The sequence below is a fragment of the Nocardiopsis tropica genome (genome assembly GCF_042660575.1).
GTDB classification, from domain to species: domain Bacteria; phylum Actinomycetota; class Actinomycetes; order Streptosporangiales; family Streptosporangiaceae; genus Nocardiopsis; species Nocardiopsis tropica.
In genome coordinates, this window is sequence record NZ_JBHSUF010000012.1 from 1 (window position 1) to 21458 (window position 21458).

A 21458-nucleotide genomic window follows, 5' to 3' on the forward strand; every position below is an offset into this window, starting at 1 on the left:
AAAGTGGAAGGAAAACTACATTCCCCGCAGCCGCCCCACAACCCCCGCAACGGCGGGGGACCCCGCCGGGATCCTCCGGCGCCGCGCGGAAGGGCCGGTCGCCCGACCGACCGCCGCGCTACCCCTCGCGGCCGCGGTCGATGGCGGCGCCGATCTCGCCGACCCGGTCGGCGAGCAGCCCCATCGCGCCGATCGCCCTGGTCAGCGGATCGTCGTCAGCTCCGCCCAGCGCGCGTCCCCGGCGGTACCCCTCCTTGACCTCGGCCCAGCGGGCCCTCTGCCCGGGGGTCATCACCCCGCGCAGCTCCGCCAGTTTCAGCAGGTTGGCCTCGGCGTCCGACGTGAGCGTCTGCGCCTCGCCCAGGTAGTGGTCGTCGATGACGGCCTCCACCTCGGCGTCGTTCATGACCGGCACGATCTTCTCCGCGAGCCGGTTCATGTTCCGGTACGACCCCTGCAACCGGAACGGCGGCTCGGTGCGCGCGTCCTCGGACTGCGCCGCCGACGCGATGTAGGCCCGGTTGTTGGCCATCACCACCTCCTGCACCCGCAGCAGTTTGCGCAGGACCGACACGATCCGGTCCACCTCGACCGCCGAGTACGGGTGCGCGAGCTGGTCCGTGCCCACCGAGTCGTCGCCCTGCGCCATCCGCACGAACCGGTACACGTCCTCCCGCTCGCGGGTGGACAGCGGCGCCAGGGTGGGGTTGGAGGTGAGCGCGTTCTCGATGTAGCTCAGCGAGAACAGCTCCTCCTTGCCCGACAGCACGTCGCCCAGGTTGTACACGTCGGCGCGGTTGGCCAGCATGTCCGGGATCCGGAACCGCTTGCCCTGCTCGGTGTAGGGGTTGCCGGACATGCAGACCGCGAACCGCTTGCCGCGCAGGTCGTAGGTCCGGGTACGCCCGTTCCACACGCCCTCCATGCGCCTCTGGCCGTCGCACAGCGAGATGAACTTCTGGAGCAGCTCCGGGTTCGTGTGCTGGATGTCGTCCAGGTACAGCATGGTGTTGCCGCCCATCTCCAGGGCGAACGAGATCTTCTCGACCTCCTGCCGCGACGTGGCGTCGGGCGCCTCCGCCGGGTCGAGCGACGTCACCGCGTGCCCCAGGGCGGGCCCGTTCACCTTCACGAACACCAGCCCCAGACGGCTCGCCACGTACTCCATGAGCGTGGTCTTGCCGTACCCGGGGGGCGAGATGAGGAGCAGCAGGCCGCTCTGGTCCGTGCGCTTGTCGTCACCGGCCGCGCCCAGCTGCTTGGCCAGGTTGTCGCCGATGAGCGGCAGGTACGACTCGTCCAGCAGGCGGTTGCGGACGAACCCGCTCATCACCTTCGGCCGGTACTCCTCCAGGCGCAGGCGCTCGCGCTCCGCGGCCACCAGCTCGTTGCGGCGCCGCTGGAAGTCCCGGTACGCGGGCACCTCCTCCAGCCGGAACCGGCGGGTGCGCGGCAGGATCTCGTCCAACCGCACCTCCAGGGACCGCTCGCGCACGCGCGGGTGGGCCCCCAGGATCCCGCCGACCGTCTCGGCCACGGCGGCCGACGACTCGTACCGGTCCGCGCCGGACCCGGTCAGCTCGATCGCCGCCGCCTCGGGGAGGTCGCCCGGGTCCACCCCGTCCAGGGTGCCCGCGAACGCCTCCAGCCACGCCGACACCAGCTGGTGCCGGGCGGCCAGGTCGCCGTCGAGCTTGCGCAGGTCCTCCGCGAACGCCGCCCGCGTGGTCTCCCGGGTGCTGCCCAGGGTCCGGTGGAACCGGTCGAGCAGCCTCCGCGCGCCCGCGCCCGACACGAACCCGCGTTCGGCGGGGGAGTCCGCCGCGAGCTCCTCGAACAGGTACTCGCCCACCAGTTCCAGGTCGGCGTCCTGGTGCAGCCCGCTGTCGGTCAGGAAGGCGTCCACGGCCCCCGCCAGCTCCGTGCGCAGCCCGTCGATCGCCGCCGACCGCCGCGCCCCGAACACCGAGCGGGCGCGGGCCAGCGACGCGGCCCGCACCGCCCACGCCGACCGCCTGTCCTTCCCGGCCCCGAACGCCCAGAACAACTGCGCCGCGGCCCGTGCCGCGCCCGGGTACCGGAGCAGTCCGGCGCCCGCGCGGAGCCGCAGCAGGGCGGACAGCACCTTCGCGGCGTCGTGGTCGTGCACGCCCCGCTCGTAGCCCTCGTCGTACCGGGCCTCGGCGGCCTCGCGCACCAGCCCCGCCAGGCCGGCCCCGTCCGCGTCCAGCTCGGCCTCGCGCAGCCGCTCCAGCGACAGCCCGTCCGCGCCCTCCTCGGCGGCGGCCAGGATCGACGTCGCCAGGAACTCGGCCCGGTACACCTCCGGGCTCTCGGAGACCAGCAGCCGGTCCCACAGGCGCCGGGTCCGCCCGAAGGCCTCGTCGGTGACGGGCTCCCGGAAGTCCGTGCCCGTGATCGCCACCGACATCCCACCGCCGTGCGGGGCGAGCGTCAGGTCGATCGGCTGGGTGTTCACCGCGAAGCGGTGCCTGCCCAGCCGGATCGTCTCCCCGCCCGCGCCGCGCTCGTACAGGTCGGTGCGGTCCCGGAGGGTCCTGCCGGCCTCTTGCCGGGCGGCCGCGATCCGGCCGTCCAGCTCCTCCGCGCGCACGGTGTCCCCGAGCGCGCGCATCTCCTCGGAGGTGCGGCGCAGCCGCGCCACCATCGCGTCCGACGCGAAGTAGGTGTTGACGTCCTCCAGGGTCGCCAGTGTCGCGACCCTGCGGTTCACCCCCTCCAGTACGCGGGCGGCCGACGACGCCAGGCGGTCGGCCCGCCGCGCCCGCTCGTCCACCAGCGACTGCTTGCGGGTGGAGAACGCCTCGTACACGTCCTCGCGCTTGTCCGACAGCTCCCCGAGGAAGTCGTCGAACTCCGCGAACCGCGACTCCAGGTTCTCCAGCTGGAGCATGATGCGCCCCAGCTGCTCGTCGCACCGCTCGGGGGAGTCCGCCGCCGCCAGCGCGCCCGTGACGGCCTGTCCCAGCAGGGCGAACTCGGCCGCGAACTCCGCCCGCCCCTCCAGGGCCAGCAGTTCGGTGCGCCGGGCCTCCAGCGTGGCGCGCGCCCGGTTGATCCCGGCCAGCACCTCGCTCACCCGCTCCAGGATGCGGGTGCGCACCTTGGCGTCGCCGATGTCCAGGGAGCCGACGACCTCGGTGACGACCTGGAGTCCCTCGGTCTGCTCGGCGATGCGCTCGCCGACGGCCGTGGCCGCGCTGACCGCGTCGATGGTCTCGGCGTCCGCGACCAGCCGGTCCACCTCGGAGTGGTACCCGGCGAACGCGTCGTCCTGCTCCAGGAACGCGACCGTCCGGCGGCCGACCGCCGTGATCTCCTCGCCGATCCTGCCGTCCAGGGCGTCGAGGCGGGCGGTGTCCGCGTACCGCGTCTCGCGCAGCGTGGCCGCCTGCCCCTGGGCGCGGCGCAGCCCGGTCAGCAGCGCCACCCACCCCTCGGCCGACCGCGGGGCCTCGCCCCGGGCCGTGCGGACGAGCGCGGCCGCCCGGTCCTCGGCCCCCGCCAGCGCCTCGGCCGCCTGGCGGGTGAGCGCCTGGACGGTCTCGAACTCCTCCAGCACCCGCCGGGCGGTGTCCTGCACCTCCGCCAGCGGCGTCGCCAGGTCGCCCAGCTCCTCCTCGCCCAGCCAGTGGAACCGGTCGAGCGCCCGGCGGCACGCGGCGATGAGCGCCTCGAAGACCTCCGTGGAGGGGCGCATGTCGGTGGTCATCCGCGCCACCGACAGGGCCTCGGACACACCCCTCACCAGCTCGGCGTTGCCGATCCGCTCCAGGGGGCCGGTCCCCGCCGGCTGCGCCGCCGCGTACACGTCGGACACGTACGGGGTCTGCCACACCTGCATCGGATGCACCCGGGTCGGCTCGCCCGAGTCGCTCCTGAACACCGTCATGGTGCCGTCGTCGAACAGCGAGTACCCGTGGCAGACGACGGGGTTGGCGACCTCCTTGCGGATGGTGTTGTACGGCAGCAGGAGGCTGCGGCCGTCCGCGCGGGAGTGGAAGACGTACAGCACGTCCTCGCCGTTGGGCGAGCGCACCACGCGCTCGAACTCCAGGTCGGTGACGTCGGTGTCGAACGTCCGCGCCGCACCGGTGGCGAGGTAGTAGCCGCCGGGGAAGATCAGCCCCTGGTCGTCGGGCAGCCGCTGGCACGCCTGGCCGATGCCGTCGAGGCGCTCCACCTCCTTGGTGCGGGTGTTGAAGACCAGGTGGCGCCACGCGGTCTCGTTGTACGGGAGGACGCGCAGCAGGATCAGCGCGCCCACCCTCGCGTACGACACGGAGGCGTCGGCCAGGCTCTGGAGCGGTTCGTCCACCGGCTCGCTGTAGACGCCCTCGCCGACCTCGGTGTTGTTCTCGACCTTGATGGTGAGGTCGCCGCCCACGGTCTCGACGAACAGCTCGTCGAGGACGGAGATGTGCGGGTGGCGGCCCTGCACGTGGTCCTCGCGTGTGGTCTCCACCCACGTGAAGTCGTGCGACGGCGGGAACACGTGGTCGCGTTCGCCGCGGTCGTCGAGGTAGGCGATCCCACCCGTGGGCTCCACCGACCACCGCAGCACGCGCACGTCCTCGGTGCGCGGACCGGTCTGGAACACGGCCAGCAGCCGGTCCTCGATCCGGCGCAGCTGGAGCAGGCGGGCGTCGCGGTAGTAGCGGTAGAGCTTCGCGAAGTCCTGCCGGAACGCCTCGTCGGGGAGCAGCCCGGGAACGGCGTCCCCGGCGGCGTCGGCGAACGTGAACCCGTCGCCGCCGTGCTCGTACCGGTGCAGCGAGAAGACGTCGGAGACGTGCGTCTCCCGCTGCATGCCGATGAAGACGTTGTAGCCGAACAGGATCACGTCGTCGGCGCCCGAGCCGGCGGAGCCGCCCACGCTGACGATGTCCCGGGGCACGCAGTTGTGCTCGGTGCGGATGCGCTCGGTGCCGAGGAGCGTCATCTCGGTGCCGCCGAACACCTCCAGCCGGCGGGCGTTCAGCTCCTCGGTCCGCCGGGCCAGCTCGCCGGACTGCTCGCGCAGCCGGGCGCGGAGCACCTCGTAGGCGCCCGCGTCCAGCGACTGCGCGTCGGCGGCGTCCGGCCCGGCGCCTTCCTTCTCCTGGGTTCCGGCCTCGGCCACGGAGGGCTGCCTCACCGCTCGGCGCCGGCGAGGGCGGCCGCGGGCAGGTGGTCCACCCCGAGGGAGCGGGCGGTGCCGAGCAGGCCGTTGAGCTTGTCGGTCTGCGGACCGCCGGCGCTGATCAGCTTGAGCAGCAGAGCGGACACGGTGAGGTTCTTGACGTCCTCGGTGTCGACCGAGGACAGCACCTTGCGGATCGACCCGCCGAAGTCGCCCTCGCCGTTGAGCCAGCCCGAGCCCAGGGCCTGCACCGTCTCGGAGTTGTTGACGAACCCGTCGACCGACCTGCCCAGGCCGATGGCCCCGACCATGCGGTCGAAGAACGCCCCGTCGCCGCCGACGATGTTGATGTCGGCGTTCTCCAGACCGGTGGCCAGGACGGTGGCCTGTGCCTCGGCGACCTCGCGCTGGACGTTGATCCCCGCCAGGCGCACCTCCTTCTCGGCCTCCAGGCGCAGGCGGTACTCCTCGTGCTCGCGGCTGACCTGGTCCAGGGCCGCCATGGCCTCGGCCTTGTCGGTGAGGCCGGCGGCCTCGGCGCGCAGCTTCTGCTCGACGGCCTCGGCCTCGACACGGGCCTTCTCGCGGGCCACGACGGCCTCGGCGCGGCCGACCTTCTCGATGGCCTCGGCGTCCTGGTGGCGGACCTGCACCTCGGCCAGGCCCGCGGCGGCGGCCTCGGCCTGCGTGCCCTCGGCCAGGCGGATCTTGGCGCGGGTGTCCAGCTCGGCGGCCTGCTGGCGGGCCTCGGCGAGGGTGAGCTCCTCGGCGGCGCGGTGCTTGGAGGCGGCCTCCGCGGCCTCGGCGGCCTTGATGTCCTTGACCAGGTTCTCCTGGGCCTCGGCCTCGGCGTGGATGATGACGGCCTGGCGCTGGCGCTCCGCCTCCTCGACGGCCCGCAGGCGCTTGATGGCCTCCTCCTGCTCGGCCACGGTGCGGTCCACGGCGATCCGCTCGCGGACGACCTCGGCGACCTCGCGGCGCTCGGCCTCGACCTCCTTGTCCTTGGAGATGCGGCTCAGCTCGGTCTCGCGCTCGCGCCCGATGACCTCCAGCATGCGGTCCTTCTCGATGCGCTCGCTCTCGATGGCGATGACGCGCTCTCGGTTCTTCTCGGCGACCGCGATCTCGCGCTGCTGGTTCTGGGTCTGGACGCCCAGCGCCTCGTAGGTGCGGATGTTCGCCGTCTCGGCCTTCAGGCGCTCCTCGGCCTGCACGCGGGCGGTCTCCGCCTCCTCGCGGGCGCGGATGATCTCGATCTCGCGCTTGGCCTTCGCGGCCGCCTCCTCGCGGCGCTTCTCCAGCTCGGCGAGGGTCTCGGCGGTCTCGGTGTTCTGCCGGTCGAGTTCCTTCTTGCGGTCGTTCTCGAACTCGTTGGTGCGCTTGTGCTCCTTGGCGGTGCGCTCCGTGATCTTCGAGATGCCCTGCGCGTCGAGGATGTTGTTGCTGTCGTGCTGGTGCAGCGGCGTCTGCTCCAGCTCGTCGATGGCGACGTCCTCCAGGCTGTAGCCGTTGAGGTCGGTGCCGATCAGGGAGACGATCGCGTGGCGGAACTGCTCACGGTGGGTGAACAGCTCCTCGAAGTCGAACTGCTTGCCGACGGTCTTGAGGGCCTCGGAGAACTTGGAGTTGAACAGCTCCTGGAGCGTGTCCTGGTCGCTGGCGCGCGCGGTGCCGATCGACTTGGCGACCTTCTTGACGTCCTCGGCGGTCTCGTTGACCCGGACGTAGAAGTACACCTTGATGTCCGCGCGGATGTTGTCCTTGCAGGTGAGACCCTCCCGCCCACGCCGGTCGAGGGTCAGCGTCTTGAGGGAGATGTCCATGATCTCGGCCTTGTGCAGGACCGGGAGGACGATCGCTCCGGTGAAGGTGACGTGGACGTCCCTCACCTTGGAGATGATCAGGGCCTTGCCCTGCTCGACCTTGCGGAAGAGGCGCGTGACCATCAGCAGCAGGGCGAGGAGGACGACCAGGCCGACGGCCACGGCGACACCGACGGTGAGGAAGGCCGCGTCCGCCGCCTCCTGGCCGTTCGTGGTAGCACTCAGCAACACGTGGGGGACTCTTTCCGCGAGTGGCGTACGGGGGAGGCGAGCGTTTCGGGGGGACGGGACGGCTGCGGGTGGCCGCCCCGGGGAGGGACGCTCGTACACATGGGACGCGGGCCCATCCGAAACGGTTCCGTTCCGACCGGCCCGCCCCGTTCGGGAGGGGCCCGCCCGGGAAAGGCGGGGCCCCGGGGCCGGGGGCTCAGGGCCGGTCGGGGTCCAGCGCGGCGTCGAAGTGCGTGACGAGGAAGACGTCGCCCTCGGGGCTGTGGTCGAAGATCAGGGCCGTGCTGCCCAGCGGCAGGACCTCGCCGCCGGTGGTGCGCACCGGGATGGAGATGGACGCCCCGCCCGCGGTGGTGATCTCGGCCCGGCCGAAGGACTCGTCCGCGTCGCCGATGCGGATCACACAGGTGCGCCCGACCAGTTCGTGCTTGGAATCCTCGGTGCGCCGGGGGAGGAACCGCTGGAGTGACATGACCAGTCCGCTGGTGACCGCCCACGCGGCGACGAGCGCGAGCAGCAGGACCACGGCGCCGAGCACCAGCAGGAGGGGGGTGGACGCGGTGTCCAGGAGGTTGGTCATGATGCCTCCGATCATGCTCACGAACCAGGCGACGCAGACGAGCGCGGTGAGCGCGACCGTGACCGGGACGCCCGGCCGTCGTCCGCCGCCCTCGACGGACGCCTTCGGCGCCGTTCCTCCCAGCCCGACCCTGCCCATGAAGGCGCTCAGGCCCACGGCGTCGCCGTCGGCGTCCACGCCGTCGAGGAGGTCCAGGTCGGCGGCGCCGACCGCGACGAACAGCCAGTAGCCCGCGACGACGACCAGCGCGGGGGTGAGCAGCACCGTCGGGAACCCGAGGGCGGTGTCCAAGAACAAGCCCACCCGAACCGCCCCCTCGCTCCGCGACCGCCGCCCGGCGCGACCGTGCCGGAACTCTACCGAACGGCCCAGGTCGGGCTCCGGGGCGGTCACCGGTATGACCGGTTGTGGCCAGGGGGCGGGGGAGGGCGCCCCCGGCCGCGGGGCGGGCGGCGGCCCGTCCGGAGGCGGGCCGTCCCGTGCGCGGCGAGCGGTCGCGGATTCCGCGGTCATCCCCGCCGTTCCGGGTAGTAAGGCCTGGTGAGGCGGATCGACGAGACCGGGGCGGCGGCCCGGGCGGGACTCCCCGAAAAAAGTCGGAGAAAAGTTCGGCCGCCGTGTCGATCCCCCGCCGTTCCGTTCGACGTGTAGACGAGAGCGGGGGAGAGAGGCTCCTCCGCCGCACGGGAGGCGAACACCATGCGCTACATGATGTCGATCATGTCCGACCCGCAGGCCGAGGCCGACACGGAGATGACGCCGGAGATGTTCCAGGCGATGGCCGACTACAACGAGGAGCTGGTCAAGGCCGGCGTCCTCCTCGCCGGCGACGGCCTGGCCCCCTCCGAGGAGGCGACCCGGGTCACCTTCTCCGACGGCCGGACGAACGTCACGGACGGCCCCTTCGCGGAGGCCAAGGAGTTCATCGCCGGCTACTGGATCCTCCAGGTGTCCTCGCACGAGGAGGCCGTGGAGTGGGCCAGGCGCTGCCCGCACGGCGACACCGGCGAGATGAGCCTGGTGCTGCGGCGCATCATGGGGACAGACGACTTCGGCGACGAGATGCCCGAGGAGCTCAAGGAGCGCGAGCGCCAGATGCGCGCCCACAACGAGCACGAGGCCTGAGGGGCCGGTTCGTCCGGGCTTGCGGTGGTGTGGCTCATGGTGCTGTCATTGGTCCGTGAGCCACACCGACGCAACCCGCGCGGTCGAGGCGGTCTGGCGCATCGAGTCGGCCCGCCTCGTCGCCGCGCTCACCCGCATGGTCGGCGACGTCGGCCTCGCCGAGGAGTTCGCCCAGGACGCCCTGGTCAGCGCCTTGGAGAAGTGGCCCGACGAGGGGGTTCCCGACAACCCCGGCGCGTGGTTGACCACCGTGGCCAAGCGGCGGATGCTCGACCGCTGGCGGCGGGACGAGCGCTTCCAGAAGCGGATGGCCGACCTGGGCCGCGACATCGCCGGGCACGACGGACAGGCCGAGTTCGACGCCGTCCTGGAGGAGGACTACGGCGACGACCTCCTCAAGTTGATGTTCGTGTGCTGCCACCCCGTGCTGTCCACCGAGGCGAGGGTCGCGCTCACCCTCCGCCTGCTCGGCGGGCTCACCACGGAGGAGGTCGCCCGCGCCTTCCTGGTGCCGGAGTCCACCGTCGCCCAACGCGTCGTGCGCGCCAAGCGCACGCTCGCCGCCAGGCAGGTGCCCTTCGAGGTACCGGTCGGGGCGGACCGCGACGCCCGGCTCGCCTCCGTCCTGGAGGTCGTCTACCTGGTGTTCAACGAGGGCTACGCCGCGACCTCCGGCGGTGACTGGATACGCCCCGAGCTGTGCGACGAGGCCATGCGCCTGGGAAGGGTGCTCACCGCGCTGCTGCCGGGGGAGCGCGAGGTGCACGGCCTGGTCGCGCTGATGGAACTGCACGCCTCGCGGTTCCGGGCCCGTGTCGGGCCGGGCGGCGAGCCCGTCCCGCTCGCCGAGCAGGACCGCACCCGCTGGGACCGCAGGCTCGTCCTGCGGGGGTTCCGGGCGCTGAGGCACGCGCTCTCCGCCGACCCGGCCGAACCGCGCGGCCCCTACGCGCTCCAGGCGGCCATCGCGGCCAAGCACGCCCAGGCCGCGGCCGTGGAGGACACCGACTGGGCCGGGATCGCGGGGCTGTACGCGGAGCTGGCCGCGGTCACCCGGTCCCCGGTGGTCGAACTGAACCGCGCCGTCGCGGTGTCCATGGCGGACGGGCCGGGGCCGGCGCTGGACATCGTGGACTCCCTGAGCGAGGCCGGGGTCCTGGACGGCTACCACCTCCTGGCCGCCGTGCGGGGCGACCTGCTGCTGCGCCTCAGGCGTCCGGACGAGGCGCGGGAGGAGTTCGAGCGCGCGGCGGACCTCACCCTCAACGAGCGCGAGCGCGACCACCTCCGCGGTCGCGCCGTCTCCTGCGCGGGCTGACCGCGGCGCCCGGGCCGGGCCCTCCCCGCGGCCGGTGACCCGGGCTGAGCCGGGGGCCGGGCCGAACCGTGCGGCGTGCCCCGGGCAACGCCGGCGCGTCCGGTCACGTGCGGTTCTGCCGAGAGCAGTCACCTCTGGCGTGCCGGGGCGCGGGACGCCAGAATCCTCCCCATGAGACTTCTCGTACTGGGCGGTACCGAGTTCGTGGGACGAGCCGTCGTGGAGGACGCGCTGGGACGCGGGTGGGACACCACCGTGTTCCACCGGGGGACCCGGCCGGCGCCGGAGGGTGCCACCGTGCTGCACGGCGACCGGCTGGCGGAGGGCGGGCTCGCGGAACTGGGGACGGGGGAGTGGGACGCCGTCGTCGACACCTGGTCGGCGGCGCCGAGCGCCGTGGCCGCCGCGGCGAACCTCCTCGCGGACCGTGCCGGGCACTACGCCTACGTCTCCAGCCGCTCCGTCTACACCTACCCCTCACCGGCGGGCTCCGACGAGGACTGGCCGGTGGTGGAGGGGGCTCCGGACGCGGGCGCCACCGACTACGCGAACGACAAGCGGGGCGGGGAGCTGGCCGCGGAGCGGGCCTTCGGGGACCGGGCCCTGTCCGTGCGGGCGGGACTCGTCCTCGGCCCGCACGAGAACGTCGGCCGCCTGCCCTGGTGGCTGAACCGCGTCGCCCGCGGCGGTCCGGTCCTGGCCCCCGGCCCGCGCGACCTGCCCCTGCAGTACGTGGACGCGCGCGACCTCGCCGCGTGGACCCTCGACGCGGCCGAGAAGGGCCTGGGCGGCCCGTACAACCTGGTGAGCCCGCCGGGGCACACCACCATGGAGGGGCTGCTGACCGCCTGCGCCGCCGCCACGGGCTCCGACGCGGAGTTCCGCTGGACCGACCCGGATGTCGTCGCGGAAGCGGGCATCCGGCCGTGGACGGACCTGCCGGTCTGGCTGCCGCCGGGCGAGATGCACGAGGCGCTGCACGGCGCCGGCGTCGCCAGGGCGGTCGCGGCCGGTCTGCGCTGCCGCCCGGTGGCCGAGACCGTCACCGACACCTGGGAGTGGCTGTTGTCCGTCGGAGGCGAGGCCCCGCAGCGCACGGACCGCCCGAGCCCGGGGCTGGACCCGGAGGTCGAGGCACGCGTGCTCGCCGCCGGGTGATCCGCGCGGCGCGGGCAGGGCGGCGTGCCCGTCGGGAGCGGCGGGGCGGCGTGCCCGCCGGTCAGACCGGCCGGGGAGGGCCCGCGGCGCCCATGGTGGCGGCGGCCATCCGCAGCGCCAGGGGGAGGCCGCCGCAGTCGCCCGCGATCGCCGGGGCGGCCGAGGGGCCGGAGGCCGGCCCGGCGTCCCCGGCGACGAACCGGAACAGCTCGACGGAGGACTCCTCCGACAGCACGTCGAGCCGGATCCGGACCGCGCCGAACAGCGCCACCAGGTCGGGGAGGTCGCGGCGGCCGGTCACCAGGACCGTGCTGTCCGGGCCGCCCGGGAGGAGCGGGACGACCTGCTCCGCCGACGCGGCGTCGTCCAGCAGGATCAGCAGCCGCCGGTCGGCCGTCATCGAGCGGAACAGCTTGGCGAGCCCCGGGGCGTCGGCCGGCAGGTCGCGCGTGTCGGCGCCGAGGCTGCGCAGCAGCTGGCGCAGGGCGTCGTCGGGTTGCGTCGGAGCCTCGCCGCACGCGGATCCGCGCAGGTCCAGGTATAGCTGTCCGTCGGGGAAGTCCTCCCGCGCGGTGTGGCCCCAGTGCAGGGCCAGCGCGGTCTTGCCGACGCCCGCGACCCCCGTGACGAGGAACAGGGAGGCCCGCCCCTCCCGTCCGGCGTCGAGGACGGCGAGCTCCCGGTCCCGCGCCACGAACCCGCGGACGGCGTGGGGGAGCTCCGCCGGGCGGACCGACGGCCTGCGGCGTGCCGGCCCCTCCTCCCGCTCCGGACTCAGGAGCCCCAGGTGGAGCCGCTGGAGCTGTGCGCCCGGGGCGATCCCCATCTCCCGGGCGAACAGGTCGCGCAGCGAGGCGTACGCCTCCAGCGCCTCGCCGGTGCGCCCGCACGAGTGCAGGGCGGACATGAGCAGGGCGACCAAGCTCTCCCGGGTCGGGTGCTCGGAGCAGAGGGTGCGCAGTTCGGGTACGGCGGAGGAGCCCCGTCCGCGTTCGACCTCCACCCCGTACAGCTCCTCCAGGGCGTACAGCCGCGACTCCTCCAGGGCGGGGCGCGCCTTCTCCTCCAGTGGCGCGGTGACCCCGCCGAGGGCCGGGCCGGTCCACAGCGCCATCGCCGAGCGCAGGGTCCGGGCGGCCTCGTCGCGGCGCCCCTCGGACCGGTGGACCCGGGCCAGGGCGACGAGCCGCCGGAACTCCTCCGCGTCGGTGGCCCCGGGGGCCGCCAGCAGCTGGTAGCCGTAGCTGTGCCGGACGATCGTCGCGGGGCCCAGGCGCTTGCGCAGTTCGTGGATGTGCACCTGGAGCTGGGGCCGGGCGCTGCGCGGCGGGTCGTCCCCCCAGACGAGGTCGACGAGCCTGTCGTCGGCGACCACCGTGTTCGGCCGCAGGAGCAGTGCCGCGAGGACGGTTCTGCGCTTGGGGCCGCCGAGTGCGACGCGCCGCCCCCCGGAATGGGCCTCGACCGAGCCGAGCAGCCGGTACCGGATCACTGACAGGTTGGTCTGCACCCCGCGCCCCCTCGCCCCGCGGCGACCCCTGCGCCGCACGGCCGTGGCGGAGCATATGACACGCTGTGCGGTCCGGTCCACAGATCGTCGCGCCTGCGTGTGACAGGTCCGGAATACGCCGGATGTTGACCTGCGTCATCGGGTTTCGGTCGTAGGACGGCTGTGCTCACCGCCGGAGTGAAACCGGTACGGGAGTGATCCGGCGGAGCCGGGCGGCCCGGCGCGCGGGCCGCCCGAACGGGGTCAGCCGCAGTTCGTGCCGCGCTTGCCGCCCTCGGTGCCGCTGATGCGGCCCATCCAGTCCACGCACCGCCCGGCCGCGTTCAGGTAGATCGGGCCCGCGTAGCTGGTGAAGTAGTCGCCCTCGTACACGTCCCAGTGGTTGCCCGCCGGGCTGATCGACAGACCCGCCTCGATGAGGACGGCCGACCCCGCGGCGTTGCGCTTGGTCACCACGCAGTTGCGGCCGTTGGAGTTGTTGTAGGTCAGGAAGACCGTGCCCTTGGTCCCGACGGCGGCCGAGTTGACCACGGAGTAGCCGCTGCCGCACTCGCCCCCGTAGGTGGCCGCCGCGGCGGGCGCGGCCGTGGCGAGCAGGCCGGTCGCCGCGAGGCCCAGGGCGGCTGCGGCGGAGGCGGTCTTGCGGAGGAGCTTCCTCATGATTCGTGTCCCATCGTGGGCCCGAGCGGATACGCGGAGTGCCGGACCGCCCCGGTCGGTCCCGTCACCGGGGCGCCCTTCGTGGTGCGGGTGCGGGGAGAGGCTGACAGAGGCCGCTTCGTGTCGGCTTCACCCCTGCTTGCGTCCCGCCCGGAGACCGGGGGAGGCGGGCAGCCCGGCTTCGGACCGGCCGAGCCCTCGCTCGAACGGATGTCGTCGGTGCCGTACGACATGGACAACTGCGCCTTCCACGATCACGCATCGTCCGGTGGTTCGCCGCCCGGTGGGCAGAGGGGCTGCGGTGTGTCCCGGCCCGGGGGCGGACGCCCGCCCCTTCCGGGGCGTCCGCCACACGGTGGGGGCCGTCCCCGACCGGGGGCGGCCCCCACCGCCTGCGCTCCGTGCCCGTCCCGGCCGGGCCCCGCGGCCCCCGCGCGCGGGGGCCGGTCAGGCCGCGGGAGCGTCGCCCCCGCGCACGGTCACCCGCAGCTTGTCCGAGACGTCGTCCACGTCCACGACCGCCGTGTCGCCCTCGGACAGGGAGCCCGACAGCAGTTCACGCGCCAGGGGGTCGCCGATGGTGGACTGCACCAGGCGGCGCAGCGGACGCGCGCCGTAGTTCGGGTCGTAGCCCGTCAGCGCCAGCCACTCCCGCGCGCCCGGTGTGACGTCCAGGCCGAACCGCCGGTCGGCCAGGCGCCCGGCCAGCTTGTCCACCTGCAGGTCCACGATCCGCGTCAGGTCGGCCGTGGACAGGGCGTCGAACATGATCACGTCGTCCAGCCGGTTCAGGAACTCCGGCTTGAAGGTCGCCCGCACCACGTCCATGACGCGGTCCCGGCGCACCGACTCCTCCAGCGACTGGTCCACCAGGAACGGCGACCCCAGGTTGGAGGTGAGGATGAGGATCGTGTTGCGGAAGTCGACCTGGCGGCCCTGCCCGTCGGTCAGGCGGCCGTCGTCCAGCACCTGGAGCAGGGTGTCGAACACCTCCGGGTGCCCCTTCTCCACCTCGTCCAGCAGCACGACCGTGTACGGGCGGCGGCGCACCGCCTCGGTCAGCTGGCCGCCCTCCTCGTACCCCACGTATCCGGGGGGCGCGCCCACCAGGCGCGACACGGAGTGCTTCTCGGAGTACTCGCTCATGTCGATGCGCACGATCGCGCGCTCGTCGTCGAACAGGAACTCCGCCAGCGCCTTGGCCAGCTCGGTCTTGCCCACGCCCGTCGGCCCGAGGAACAGGAACGAACCCGTCGGCCGGTCCGGGTCGGAGATCCCCGCCCGCGCCCGGCGCACCGCGTCCGACACCGCCGTGACGGCGTCCCGCTGGCCGATGATCCGCGATCCCAGCTCGTCCTCCATGCGCAGCAGCTTGGAGGTCTCGCCCTCCAGCAGCCGCCCGACGGGGATGCCGGTCCACGCGGACACCACGTCAGCGACCTCGTCGGCGCCGACCTCGTCCTTGACCATGGTGTCGCCGCCCTGGGGCGCCGCGCTCTCCTCGGCCTTGGACGCCTCCTCGACCTGCTTCTCCAGCTGCGGGATGTCCCCGTACATGAGCCGGGAGGCCTCGCCGAAGTCGCCCTCGCGCTGCGCCAGCTCGGCGCGCGTGCGCAGGTCGTCCAGCTGGCCCTTGAGCTCTCCGAGCCGGTTGAGCCCGGCCTTCTCCTGCTCCCACCGCGCCACGAGGCCGTTGAGCTGCTCCTGGGTGTCGGCGAGGTCGGAGCGGAGCCGCTCCAGCCGCTGCACGCTGGCCGGGTCCGACTCCTTCTCCAGTGCCATCTCCTCCATCTTCAGGCGGTCGACGGTGCGCTTGAGCTCGTCGATCTCCACCGGGCTGGAGTCGATCTCCATGCGCAGCCGGGACGCGGCCTCGTCGATGAGGTCGATGGCCTTGTCCGGCAGGAAGCGGGCGGTGATGTAGCGGTCGGACAGGGTCGCGGCGGCCACCAGCGCCGCGTCGGCGATCTGGACCTTGTGGTGGGCCTCGTAGCGGCCCTTGAGCCCGCGCAGGATCGCGATCGTGTCCGCCGCCGACGGCTCGCCCACCATGACCTGCTGGAACCGGCGTTCGAGTGCGGGGTCCTTCTCGATCTTCTCCCTGTACTCGTCCAGGGTGGTCGCGCCGACCATGCGCAGCTCCCCGCGCGCCAGCATGGGCTTGAGCATGTTGCCCGCGTCCATGGCGCCCTCGGCGGCGCCCGCGCCGACCATGGTGTGCAGCTCGTCGATGAAGGTGATGACCCGGCCCTCGGACGCCTTGATCTCGGAGAGCACCGACTTGAGCCGCTCCTCGAACTCGCCCCGGTACTTGGCGCCCGCCACCATCGCGGACAGGTCCAGGCTGACCAGGCGCTTGCCGACCAGCGACTGCGGCACGTCCCCGGCCACGATGCGCTGGGCGAGCCCCTCGACGACGGCGGTCTTGCCGACGCCGGGCTCACCGATGAGCACGGGGTTGTTCTTGGTGCGGCGGCTGAGCACCTGGACGACCCGGCGGATCTCCCCGTCGCGTCCGATGACCGGGTCGACCTTGCCCTCGCGGGCGCGCTCGGTGAGGTCGACGCCGAACTTCTCCAGCGCCTTGTAGGTGTCCTCGGGGTTCTCGGTGGTGATCTTCCCCGTCCCGCGCACCCGCTCGAACGCCTCCAGGAGCGTGTCGGGGGTCGCCCCCGCCTCGGTGAGCAGCCGTGCGGCCTCGCCGCCGTCGGTGGCGAGCCCCACCAGCAGGTGCTCGGTGGAGACGTACTCGTCCTCCATCTGCTGGGCGCGCTGCGCCGCCGTGTTGATGGAGACGATCAGCTGGCGCGACGAACTGGGCGAGCTGACCGTGGACCCCGCGGCCCTGGGCAGGGCGCCGATGGCGGCCTCGACCTTGTCCTTGAGGGTGTCGGGGTTGGCGCCGACCTCCTTGAGCAGCGGACGGGTGATCCCCTCGGGCTGGTCGAGGAGGGCCGCCAGCAGGTGCGCGGGCTCGGTCTGGGGGCTGCCGTCCGTGGTGGCGCGGCGGATGGCCACCGACAGAGCCTCCTGGCTCTTCTGGGTGAGCTTGTAGTTCATGTCCGGTGACTCCTAGAAAAACTAATGTCACTCAAAGTAATGATCAGTGGCCGGCCTCGGCCCCCGCGGTGGGGCGGACGTCCCTCAGTCCCGCCCGTTCTCCGTGCGGCCCCTCTCGGTGCCGCCGGTCCCGCGCTGCGGGCCCTCCTGCCCGGGACCGCCCTGCCCGGGGACCCCCGGTCCGGCGGCGCCCCGGCCCGGAGCGCCCGGCCGGTCGGGGGAGCCCGGCCCCGCGTCGCGGGGCTCCTCGTCGCCCCCGGCGGCCCCGAAGGGCTCGGCGGTGTTGAAGATGGTCACACGGGTCCGGCGCACCAGCTCGCCGCGGACCGCGGGCCCCGGCTCGGGGCGGGCGGGCCTGCCGCGCCTGGACACCGCCCGCCGGGCCGCCTCCAGCTCGTTCGCCACATGGAAGATCTGCTCGCGCAGCTGCTCGACCTCGTGCTGCAGTTCGAGGATCCGCTTGATCCCGGCGAGGTTGATGCCCTCCTCCTGGGACAGCCGCTGCACCTCGCGCAGCGTCTGCACGTCGCGCATGGAGTAGCGGCGCCCCCGGCCGGACGCCCGGCCGGGGGAGACGATCCCCAGCCGGTCGTACTGCCTCAGGGTCTGCGGGTGCATCCCCGCGAGTTCGGCGGCCACCGAGATCACGTAGACCGGGGCGTCAGCGCCGAAGGAGTCGTTCACGTCGTTCACGCACCCTTCGCCCGCGCCTCGAGTCCGTCACGCGGGTCGTAGTCGGACGTCGCGGCGCGGAACTTCTCCAGGGCCTCGCGCGCGTCCCCGCTGAGCGTCTTCGGCACCGCCACCTCGATCGTGACGAGCATGTCGCCCGCGGTGCCGTCCTTGCGGGTCGCGCCCTTGCCGCGCACCCGCAGCTTGTGACCGTTCTGCGTGCCCGGCGGGACCTTCACGGTCACCGGGAAGCCGTTGAGCGTCGGGATGCGGACCTCCGCGCCGAGCACCGCCTCGGGGAAGCTCACGGGCACGGTGATCGTCACGTTGTCGCCGCTCCTGCCGAACACCGGGTGCTCCTTCACGTGGACGACGACGTAGAGGTCACCCGCCGGACCGCCGTTCTCACCCGGCGCGCCCTTGCCCTTGATCCTGATCCGCTGGCCCTCGGTCACCCCGCCCGGGATACGGGTCTGGATGGTGCGGGTGCTCTTGCCGCGCCCGCTGCCGTTGCAGGTGGCGCAGGGGTCGTCCACGACCAGGCCGCGGCCCTTGCACTCGCTGCACGGCTCGGACAGCGAGAAGCCGCCCAGGTTGGTGTTCTCGTGCCCGGTGCCGGAGCACTTCGGGCACATCCGCGGGGCCGTGCCGAGCTTGGCGCCCGTGCCCTTGCAGGTGGGACACGCCTCCTCGCTGGTCAGCTGGAAGGAGCGCGTGACCCCGTCGGCCGCCTCGCGGAAGGTCAGCGTGGTCTCGGTCTCGACGTCCGCGCCGCGCCGGCTGCGCGTCGCCCCGCCGCCCCGGCCGCGGTTGCCGAACAGGCCGCCGAAGATGTCGCTCAGGCGCTCACCGCCCGCGCCGCCACCGCCCCCGGAGGTGCCCTGGCCGAACAGGTCGCCCATGTCGAACCCGCCCGGCCCGGTGCCGCCGCCCGGGCGGTACGACCCCCCGAACAGCGATCTCGCCTCGTCGTACTCCTTGCGGCGCTTGTCGTCCGACAGGACGTTGTACGCCTCGGAGACCTCCTTGAAGCGGTCCTCCGCCTTGGGGTCGTCGGTGTTCGCGTCGGGGTGGCTCTCCCGGGCCAGCTTGCGGTAGGACTGCTTGATCTCGTCCTTCGAGGCGGTCTTTGAGACTCCGAGGACCTTGTAGTAGTCCTTCTCCAGGTAGTCCTTGGTGCTCATCGACTGGTGCCTTCTCCCCGCTGGTGCCGGTTGCGTCCGATGGTTCCACGTGACCCCGGCCCGTGGCGGGCCGGGGTCCGACTCCGGCCGTGACCTCCGCGAGAGCGGCGGTCACGGCCGGAGGTCACGGGCGTGCCCGCTACTTGCTGTTCTCCTCGCCACCGGACTCGGCCGCGGTGTCGGCCTCGTCCGCTCCGGGGGTCCCGCCGTCCTCGGCGGCGCCGGCCGGGGCCTCGCCGCCGTCGACCGGGTCCCCGACGACCACGCGGGCCGGACGGAGGATCCTCTCGCCGATGCGGTACCCGGGCTGGAACACCTCGATCACCGACTGTACGGAGATGTTGGGGACCGGCACCAGGGTGAGCGCCTCGTGGATGTTCGGGTCGAACTCGTCGCCCTGGTCCGCGTAGCGCTCCAGGCCCAGCTTGGTGACGGAGGCCTCCAGGGCCTCGCCCACCGCCTTGAACCCGCCGTTGAGCTCGTCGTGGTCCCGCGCCCGGCCGATGTCGTCCAGGATCGGCAGGAGTTCGCCGAGGACCTGGGCGGTCGCCGTCTCGCGGACCGCGACGCGGTCGCGCTCGACGCGCTTGCGGTAGTTGGAGTACTCCGCCTGCACGCGCTTGATGTCGTTGGTCAGCTCGATGACCCGCTCGTCCGCGTTGATCGCGTCCGTGACCACGGATTCCGGAGTGTCCGGAATCTCGGGGAAGTCCTCCAGCTCGGCCTCGACGACGTCCTCGTCGGAGTCGTCCGGCGCGGCGGCGGGCTCCTCGGGGGCGGTGGCCCCCTTGGGCTCGCGGACCTCACCGGTCTCGGGGTCGATCCGGCGGTTGTCGCGGATCACCGGGCCCTGCTTCTCCTCACCGTCACCGGTGTCGGAGTTGTTCGTGTTGTTGTCCGACGGTGCCATGTCCGGCGTGCCCTCCTTCCTCGACTCGACCTGGGGCTCAGGACTGCTGCTGGTTGCCCTTGCCGTTGTCCTCGTCGACGATCTCGGCGTCCACGACGTCGGTGTCGTCGGCGGAGTCGGAGGCCGAAGCGCCGGCGTCGCCCTCGGCGCCGCCCTGCTGGCCCTGGCTGTAGATCGCGGAACCGATCTTCTGGCTGGCCAGCGCGACCTTCTCGCTCGCGGAGCGGATGGCCTCGACGTCGGTGCCCTCGAGTGCGGTCTTCAGCTCGGCCACCGCGGCCTCGGTCTCGGAGCGCACGTCCGCCGGGATCTTGTCCTCGTTGTCCTTGATGACCTTCTCGGTCTGGTAGACGAGGGACTCGGCGTTGTTGCGGACCTCGGCCTCCTCGCGGCGCTTGCGGTCCTCCTCCGCGTACTGCTCGGCGTCGCGGACCATCTTGTCGATGTCGTCCTTGGACATCGCGGAGCCGCCGGAGATGGTGACGGACTGCTCGCGGCCGGTGCCCAGGTCCTTCGCGGTGACGCTGACGATGCCGTTGGCGTCGATGTCGAAGGCGACCTCGATCTGCGGGACGCCGCGCGGCGCCGGGGGCAGACCGGTCAGGTCGAAGACGCCCAGCTTCTTGTTGTACTGGGCGATGTCGCGCTCACCCTGGTAGACCTGGATCTGCACGGACGGCTGGTTGTCGTCGGCCGTCGTGAAGATCTCGGAGCGCTTGGTGGGGATGGTGGTGTTGCGCTCGATGAGCTTGGTGAACACCCCGCCCTTGGTCTCGATGCCCAGCGACAGCGGGGTCACGTCCAGGAGCAGGACGTCCTTGACCTCGCCCTTGAGCACGCCGGCCTGGAGCGCGGCGCCGATCGCCACGACCTCGTCCGGGTTGACGCCCTTGTTGGGCTCCTTGCCGCCGGTCATCTCCTTGACCAGGTCGGCGATGGCGGGCATACGGGTCGAGCCGCCCACCAGGACCACGTGGTCGATCTGGTCGACACTGATCCCCGCGTCCTTGATGACCTGCTGGAACGGCGTCTTGGTCCGCTCGACCAGGTCGGAGGTCAGGCGCTGGAACTCGGCGCGGGAGAGCTTCTCGTCCAGGTGCAGCGGGCCCTCGGCCGAGGCCGTGATGTAGGGCAGGTTGATGCCCGACTCGCTGGAGCTGGACAGCTCGATCTTGGCCTTCTCAGCGGCCTCGCGCAGGCGCTGCAGGGCCATCTTGTCCTTGGACAGGTCCACGCCGTTGGAGTTCTTGAAGCGCTCGACCAGCCAGTTGACGATCGCCTGGTCCCAGTCGTCGCCGCCGAGGTGGTTGTCGCCGTTGGTCGCCTTGACCTCCACGACGCCGTCGCCCACCTCCAGCAGGGAGACGTCGAAGGTGCCGCCGCCCAGGTCGTACACCAGGATGGTCGCCTCCTCCTCCTTCTCCAGGTGGTAGGCGAGGGCGGCCGAGGTCGGCTCGTTGATGATGCGCAGGACGTTGAGGCCCGCGATCGTGCCGGCCTCCTTGGTGGCCTGGCGCTGGGAGTCGCTGAAGTAGGCGGGGACGGTGATGACCGCGTCGGTCACGTCCTCGCCGAGGTAGGCCTCGGCGTCGCGCTTGAGCTTTTGGAGCACGAAGGCGCTGATCTGCTGGGGGTTGAAGGTCTTGTCGTCGATCTTCACCGTCCAGTCGGTGCCGATGTGGCGCTTGACCGAGCGGATGGTGCGGTCGACGTTGGTGACCGCCTGGCGCTTGGCGACCTCGCCGACGAGGACCTCGCCGTTCTTGGCGAAGGCGACGACGGACGGGGTGGTACGGGAGCCCTCGGCGTTGGCGATGACCGTCGGCTCGCCGCCCTCCAGGACCGCGACACACGAGTTCGTCGTACCGAGGTCGATTCCGACCGCACGAGCCATGGTTGCTTCCTCCGTCAAAGTTGAGTCGTTCAGGCGTAAGTTTGCTTCGTCGAGCGAGGGCTGTCAAGTCAGTTGAGTCGACCAGACTCAAGTTGGTTCCTACGCCCTGACAACGGCCGGACAAGCCGGGATGTTCCCGACCTGGGCACTCCCCACGAGGAAGATGGGGGAACCCCGGGACAACTCG

Annotated in this window: 13 protein-coding genes; 3 read left to right on the forward strand and 10 right to left on the reverse strand. The window is 72.5% G+C overall.

Features of this window, described 5'->3' with window-relative positions; translation table 11 throughout:
• Window positions 1-118: 118 nt before the first annotated feature.
• From ACFQBR_RS19725 to ACFQBR_RS19735, 3 genes are all read right to left on the reverse strand, one after another.
• A complete protein-coding gene (locus ACFQBR_RS19725; RefSeq protein WP_344182889.1) occupies window positions 119-5143 on the reverse strand; it encodes a DNA repair ATPase in 5025 nt (1674 codons plus the stop codon).
• 11 nt (window positions 5144-5154) lie between these two features.
• On the reverse strand, window positions 5155-7200 hold the full coding sequence (locus tag ACFQBR_RS19730) for a flotillin family protein (protein WP_267947639.1): 2046 nt from the start codon (window positions 7198-7200) through the stop codon (window positions 5155-5157).
• Window positions 7201-7396: 196 nt separating this feature from the next.
• Window positions 7397-8083, reverse strand: a complete 687-nt coding sequence (locus tag ACFQBR_RS19735; RefSeq protein WP_344182891.1) for a DUF1449 domain-containing protein — start codon at window positions 8081-8083, stop codon at window positions 7397-7399.
• Window positions 8084-8479: 396 nt separating this feature from the next.
• On the opposite strand from ACFQBR_RS19735, the gene ACFQBR_RS19740 reads away from it, so the two are divergent.
• From ACFQBR_RS19740 to ACFQBR_RS19750, 3 genes are all read left to right on the forward strand, one after another.
• On the forward strand, window positions 8480-8905 hold the full coding sequence (locus ACFQBR_RS19740; RefSeq protein WP_267947641.1) for a YciI family protein: 426 nt from the start codon (window positions 8480-8482) through the stop codon (window positions 8903-8905).
• A gap of 55 nt (window positions 8906-8960) precedes the next feature.
• A complete protein-coding gene (locus ACFQBR_RS19745; protein WP_267947642.1) occupies window positions 8961-10223 on the forward strand; it encodes an RNA polymerase sigma factor in 1263 nt (420 codons plus the stop codon).
• A 171-nt stretch (window positions 10224-10394) separates the two neighbouring features.
• Window positions 10395-11381: an NAD-dependent epimerase/dehydratase family protein gene (locus tag ACFQBR_RS19750; protein WP_267947643.1), complete on the forward strand. Its 987-nt coding sequence runs from the start codon at window positions 10395-10397 to the stop codon at window positions 11379-11381.
• 61 nt (window positions 11382-11442) lie between these two features.
• Here the strand turns inward: ACFQBR_RS19750 and ACFQBR_RS19755 are convergent, their stop codons facing one another.
• The 7 genes from ACFQBR_RS19755 to dnaK form a co-directional block, all read right to left on the reverse strand.
• Window positions 11443-12891: an AfsR/SARP family transcriptional regulator gene (locus ACFQBR_RS19755; protein ID WP_344182894.1), complete on the reverse strand. Its 1449-nt coding sequence runs from the start codon at window positions 12889-12891 to the stop codon at window positions 11443-11445.
• A gap of 243 nt (window positions 12892-13134) precedes the next feature.
• Window positions 13135-13551, reverse strand: a complete 417-nt coding sequence (locus tag ACFQBR_RS19760; protein ID WP_344182896.1) for a spore-associated protein A — start codon at window positions 13549-13551, stop codon at window positions 13135-13137.
• Window positions 13552-13998: 447 nt separating this feature from the next.
• Entirely contained in the window at window positions 13999-16611 is a 2613-nt protein-coding gene (gene clpB, locus ACFQBR_RS19765; protein WP_344182898.1) for an ATP-dependent chaperone ClpB, read from the reverse strand.
• 84 nt (window positions 16612-16695) lie between these two features.
• Window positions 16696-17304 (reverse strand): heat shock protein transcriptional repressor HspR, encoded by a 609-nt coding sequence (locus ACFQBR_RS19770; RefSeq protein ID WP_378554056.1) that lies wholly within the window; start codon window positions 17302-17304, stop codon window positions 16696-16698.
• The gene (gene dnaJ, locus ACFQBR_RS19775) at window positions 17301-18467 is read right to left on the reverse strand and encodes a molecular chaperone DnaJ (protein ID WP_267947647.1); all 1167 of its coding nucleotides are present in this window, start codon (window positions 18465-18467) and stop codon (window positions 17301-17303) included. Before dnaJ ends, ACFQBR_RS19770 begins: the two co-directional genes overlap by 4 nt.
• A 139-nt stretch (window positions 18468-18606) precedes the next feature.
• Window positions 18607-19377 (reverse strand): nucleotide exchange factor GrpE, encoded by a 771-nt coding sequence (grpE, locus tag ACFQBR_RS19780; RefSeq protein ID WP_267947648.1) that lies wholly within the window; start codon window positions 19375-19377, stop codon window positions 18607-18609.
• Between the two features lie 37 nt (window positions 19378-19414).
• On the reverse strand, window positions 19415-21271 hold the full coding sequence (dnaK, locus tag ACFQBR_RS19785; RefSeq protein WP_267947649.1) for a molecular chaperone DnaK: 1857 nt from the start codon (window positions 21269-21271) through the stop codon (window positions 19415-19417).
• Window positions 21272-21458 lie beyond the last annotated feature (187 nt).

Bases quoted from the DNA above. Each gene is read 5' to 3' on its own strand.
- ACFQBR_RS19740 (WP_267947641.1), top strand. From the start codon at position 8,480: ATGCGCTACATGATGTCGATCATGTCCGACCCGCAGGCCGAGGCCGAC.
- ACFQBR_RS19750 (WP_267947643.1), top strand. From the start codon at position 10,395: ATGAGACTTCTCGTACTGGGCGGTACCGAGTTCGTGGGACGAGCCGTC.
- ACFQBR_RS19760 (WP_344182896.1), bottom strand. From the start codon at position 13,551: ATGAGGAAGCTCCTCCGCAAGACCGCCTCCGCCGCAGCCGCCCTGGGC.
- clpB (WP_344182898.1), bottom strand. From the start codon at position 16,611: ATGAACTACAAGCTCACCCAGAAGAGCCAGGAGGCTCTGTCGGTGGCC.
- dnaJ (WP_267947647.1), bottom strand. From the start codon at position 18,467: ATGAGCACCAAGGACTACCTGGAGAAGGACTACTACAAGGTCCTCGGA.
- grpE (WP_267947648.1), bottom strand. From the start codon at position 19,377: ATGGCACCGTCGGACAACAACACGAACAACTCCGACACCGGTGACGGT.
- dnaK (WP_267947649.1), bottom strand. From the start codon at position 21,271: ATGGCTCGTGCGGTCGGAATCGACCTCGGTACGACGAACTCGTGTGTC.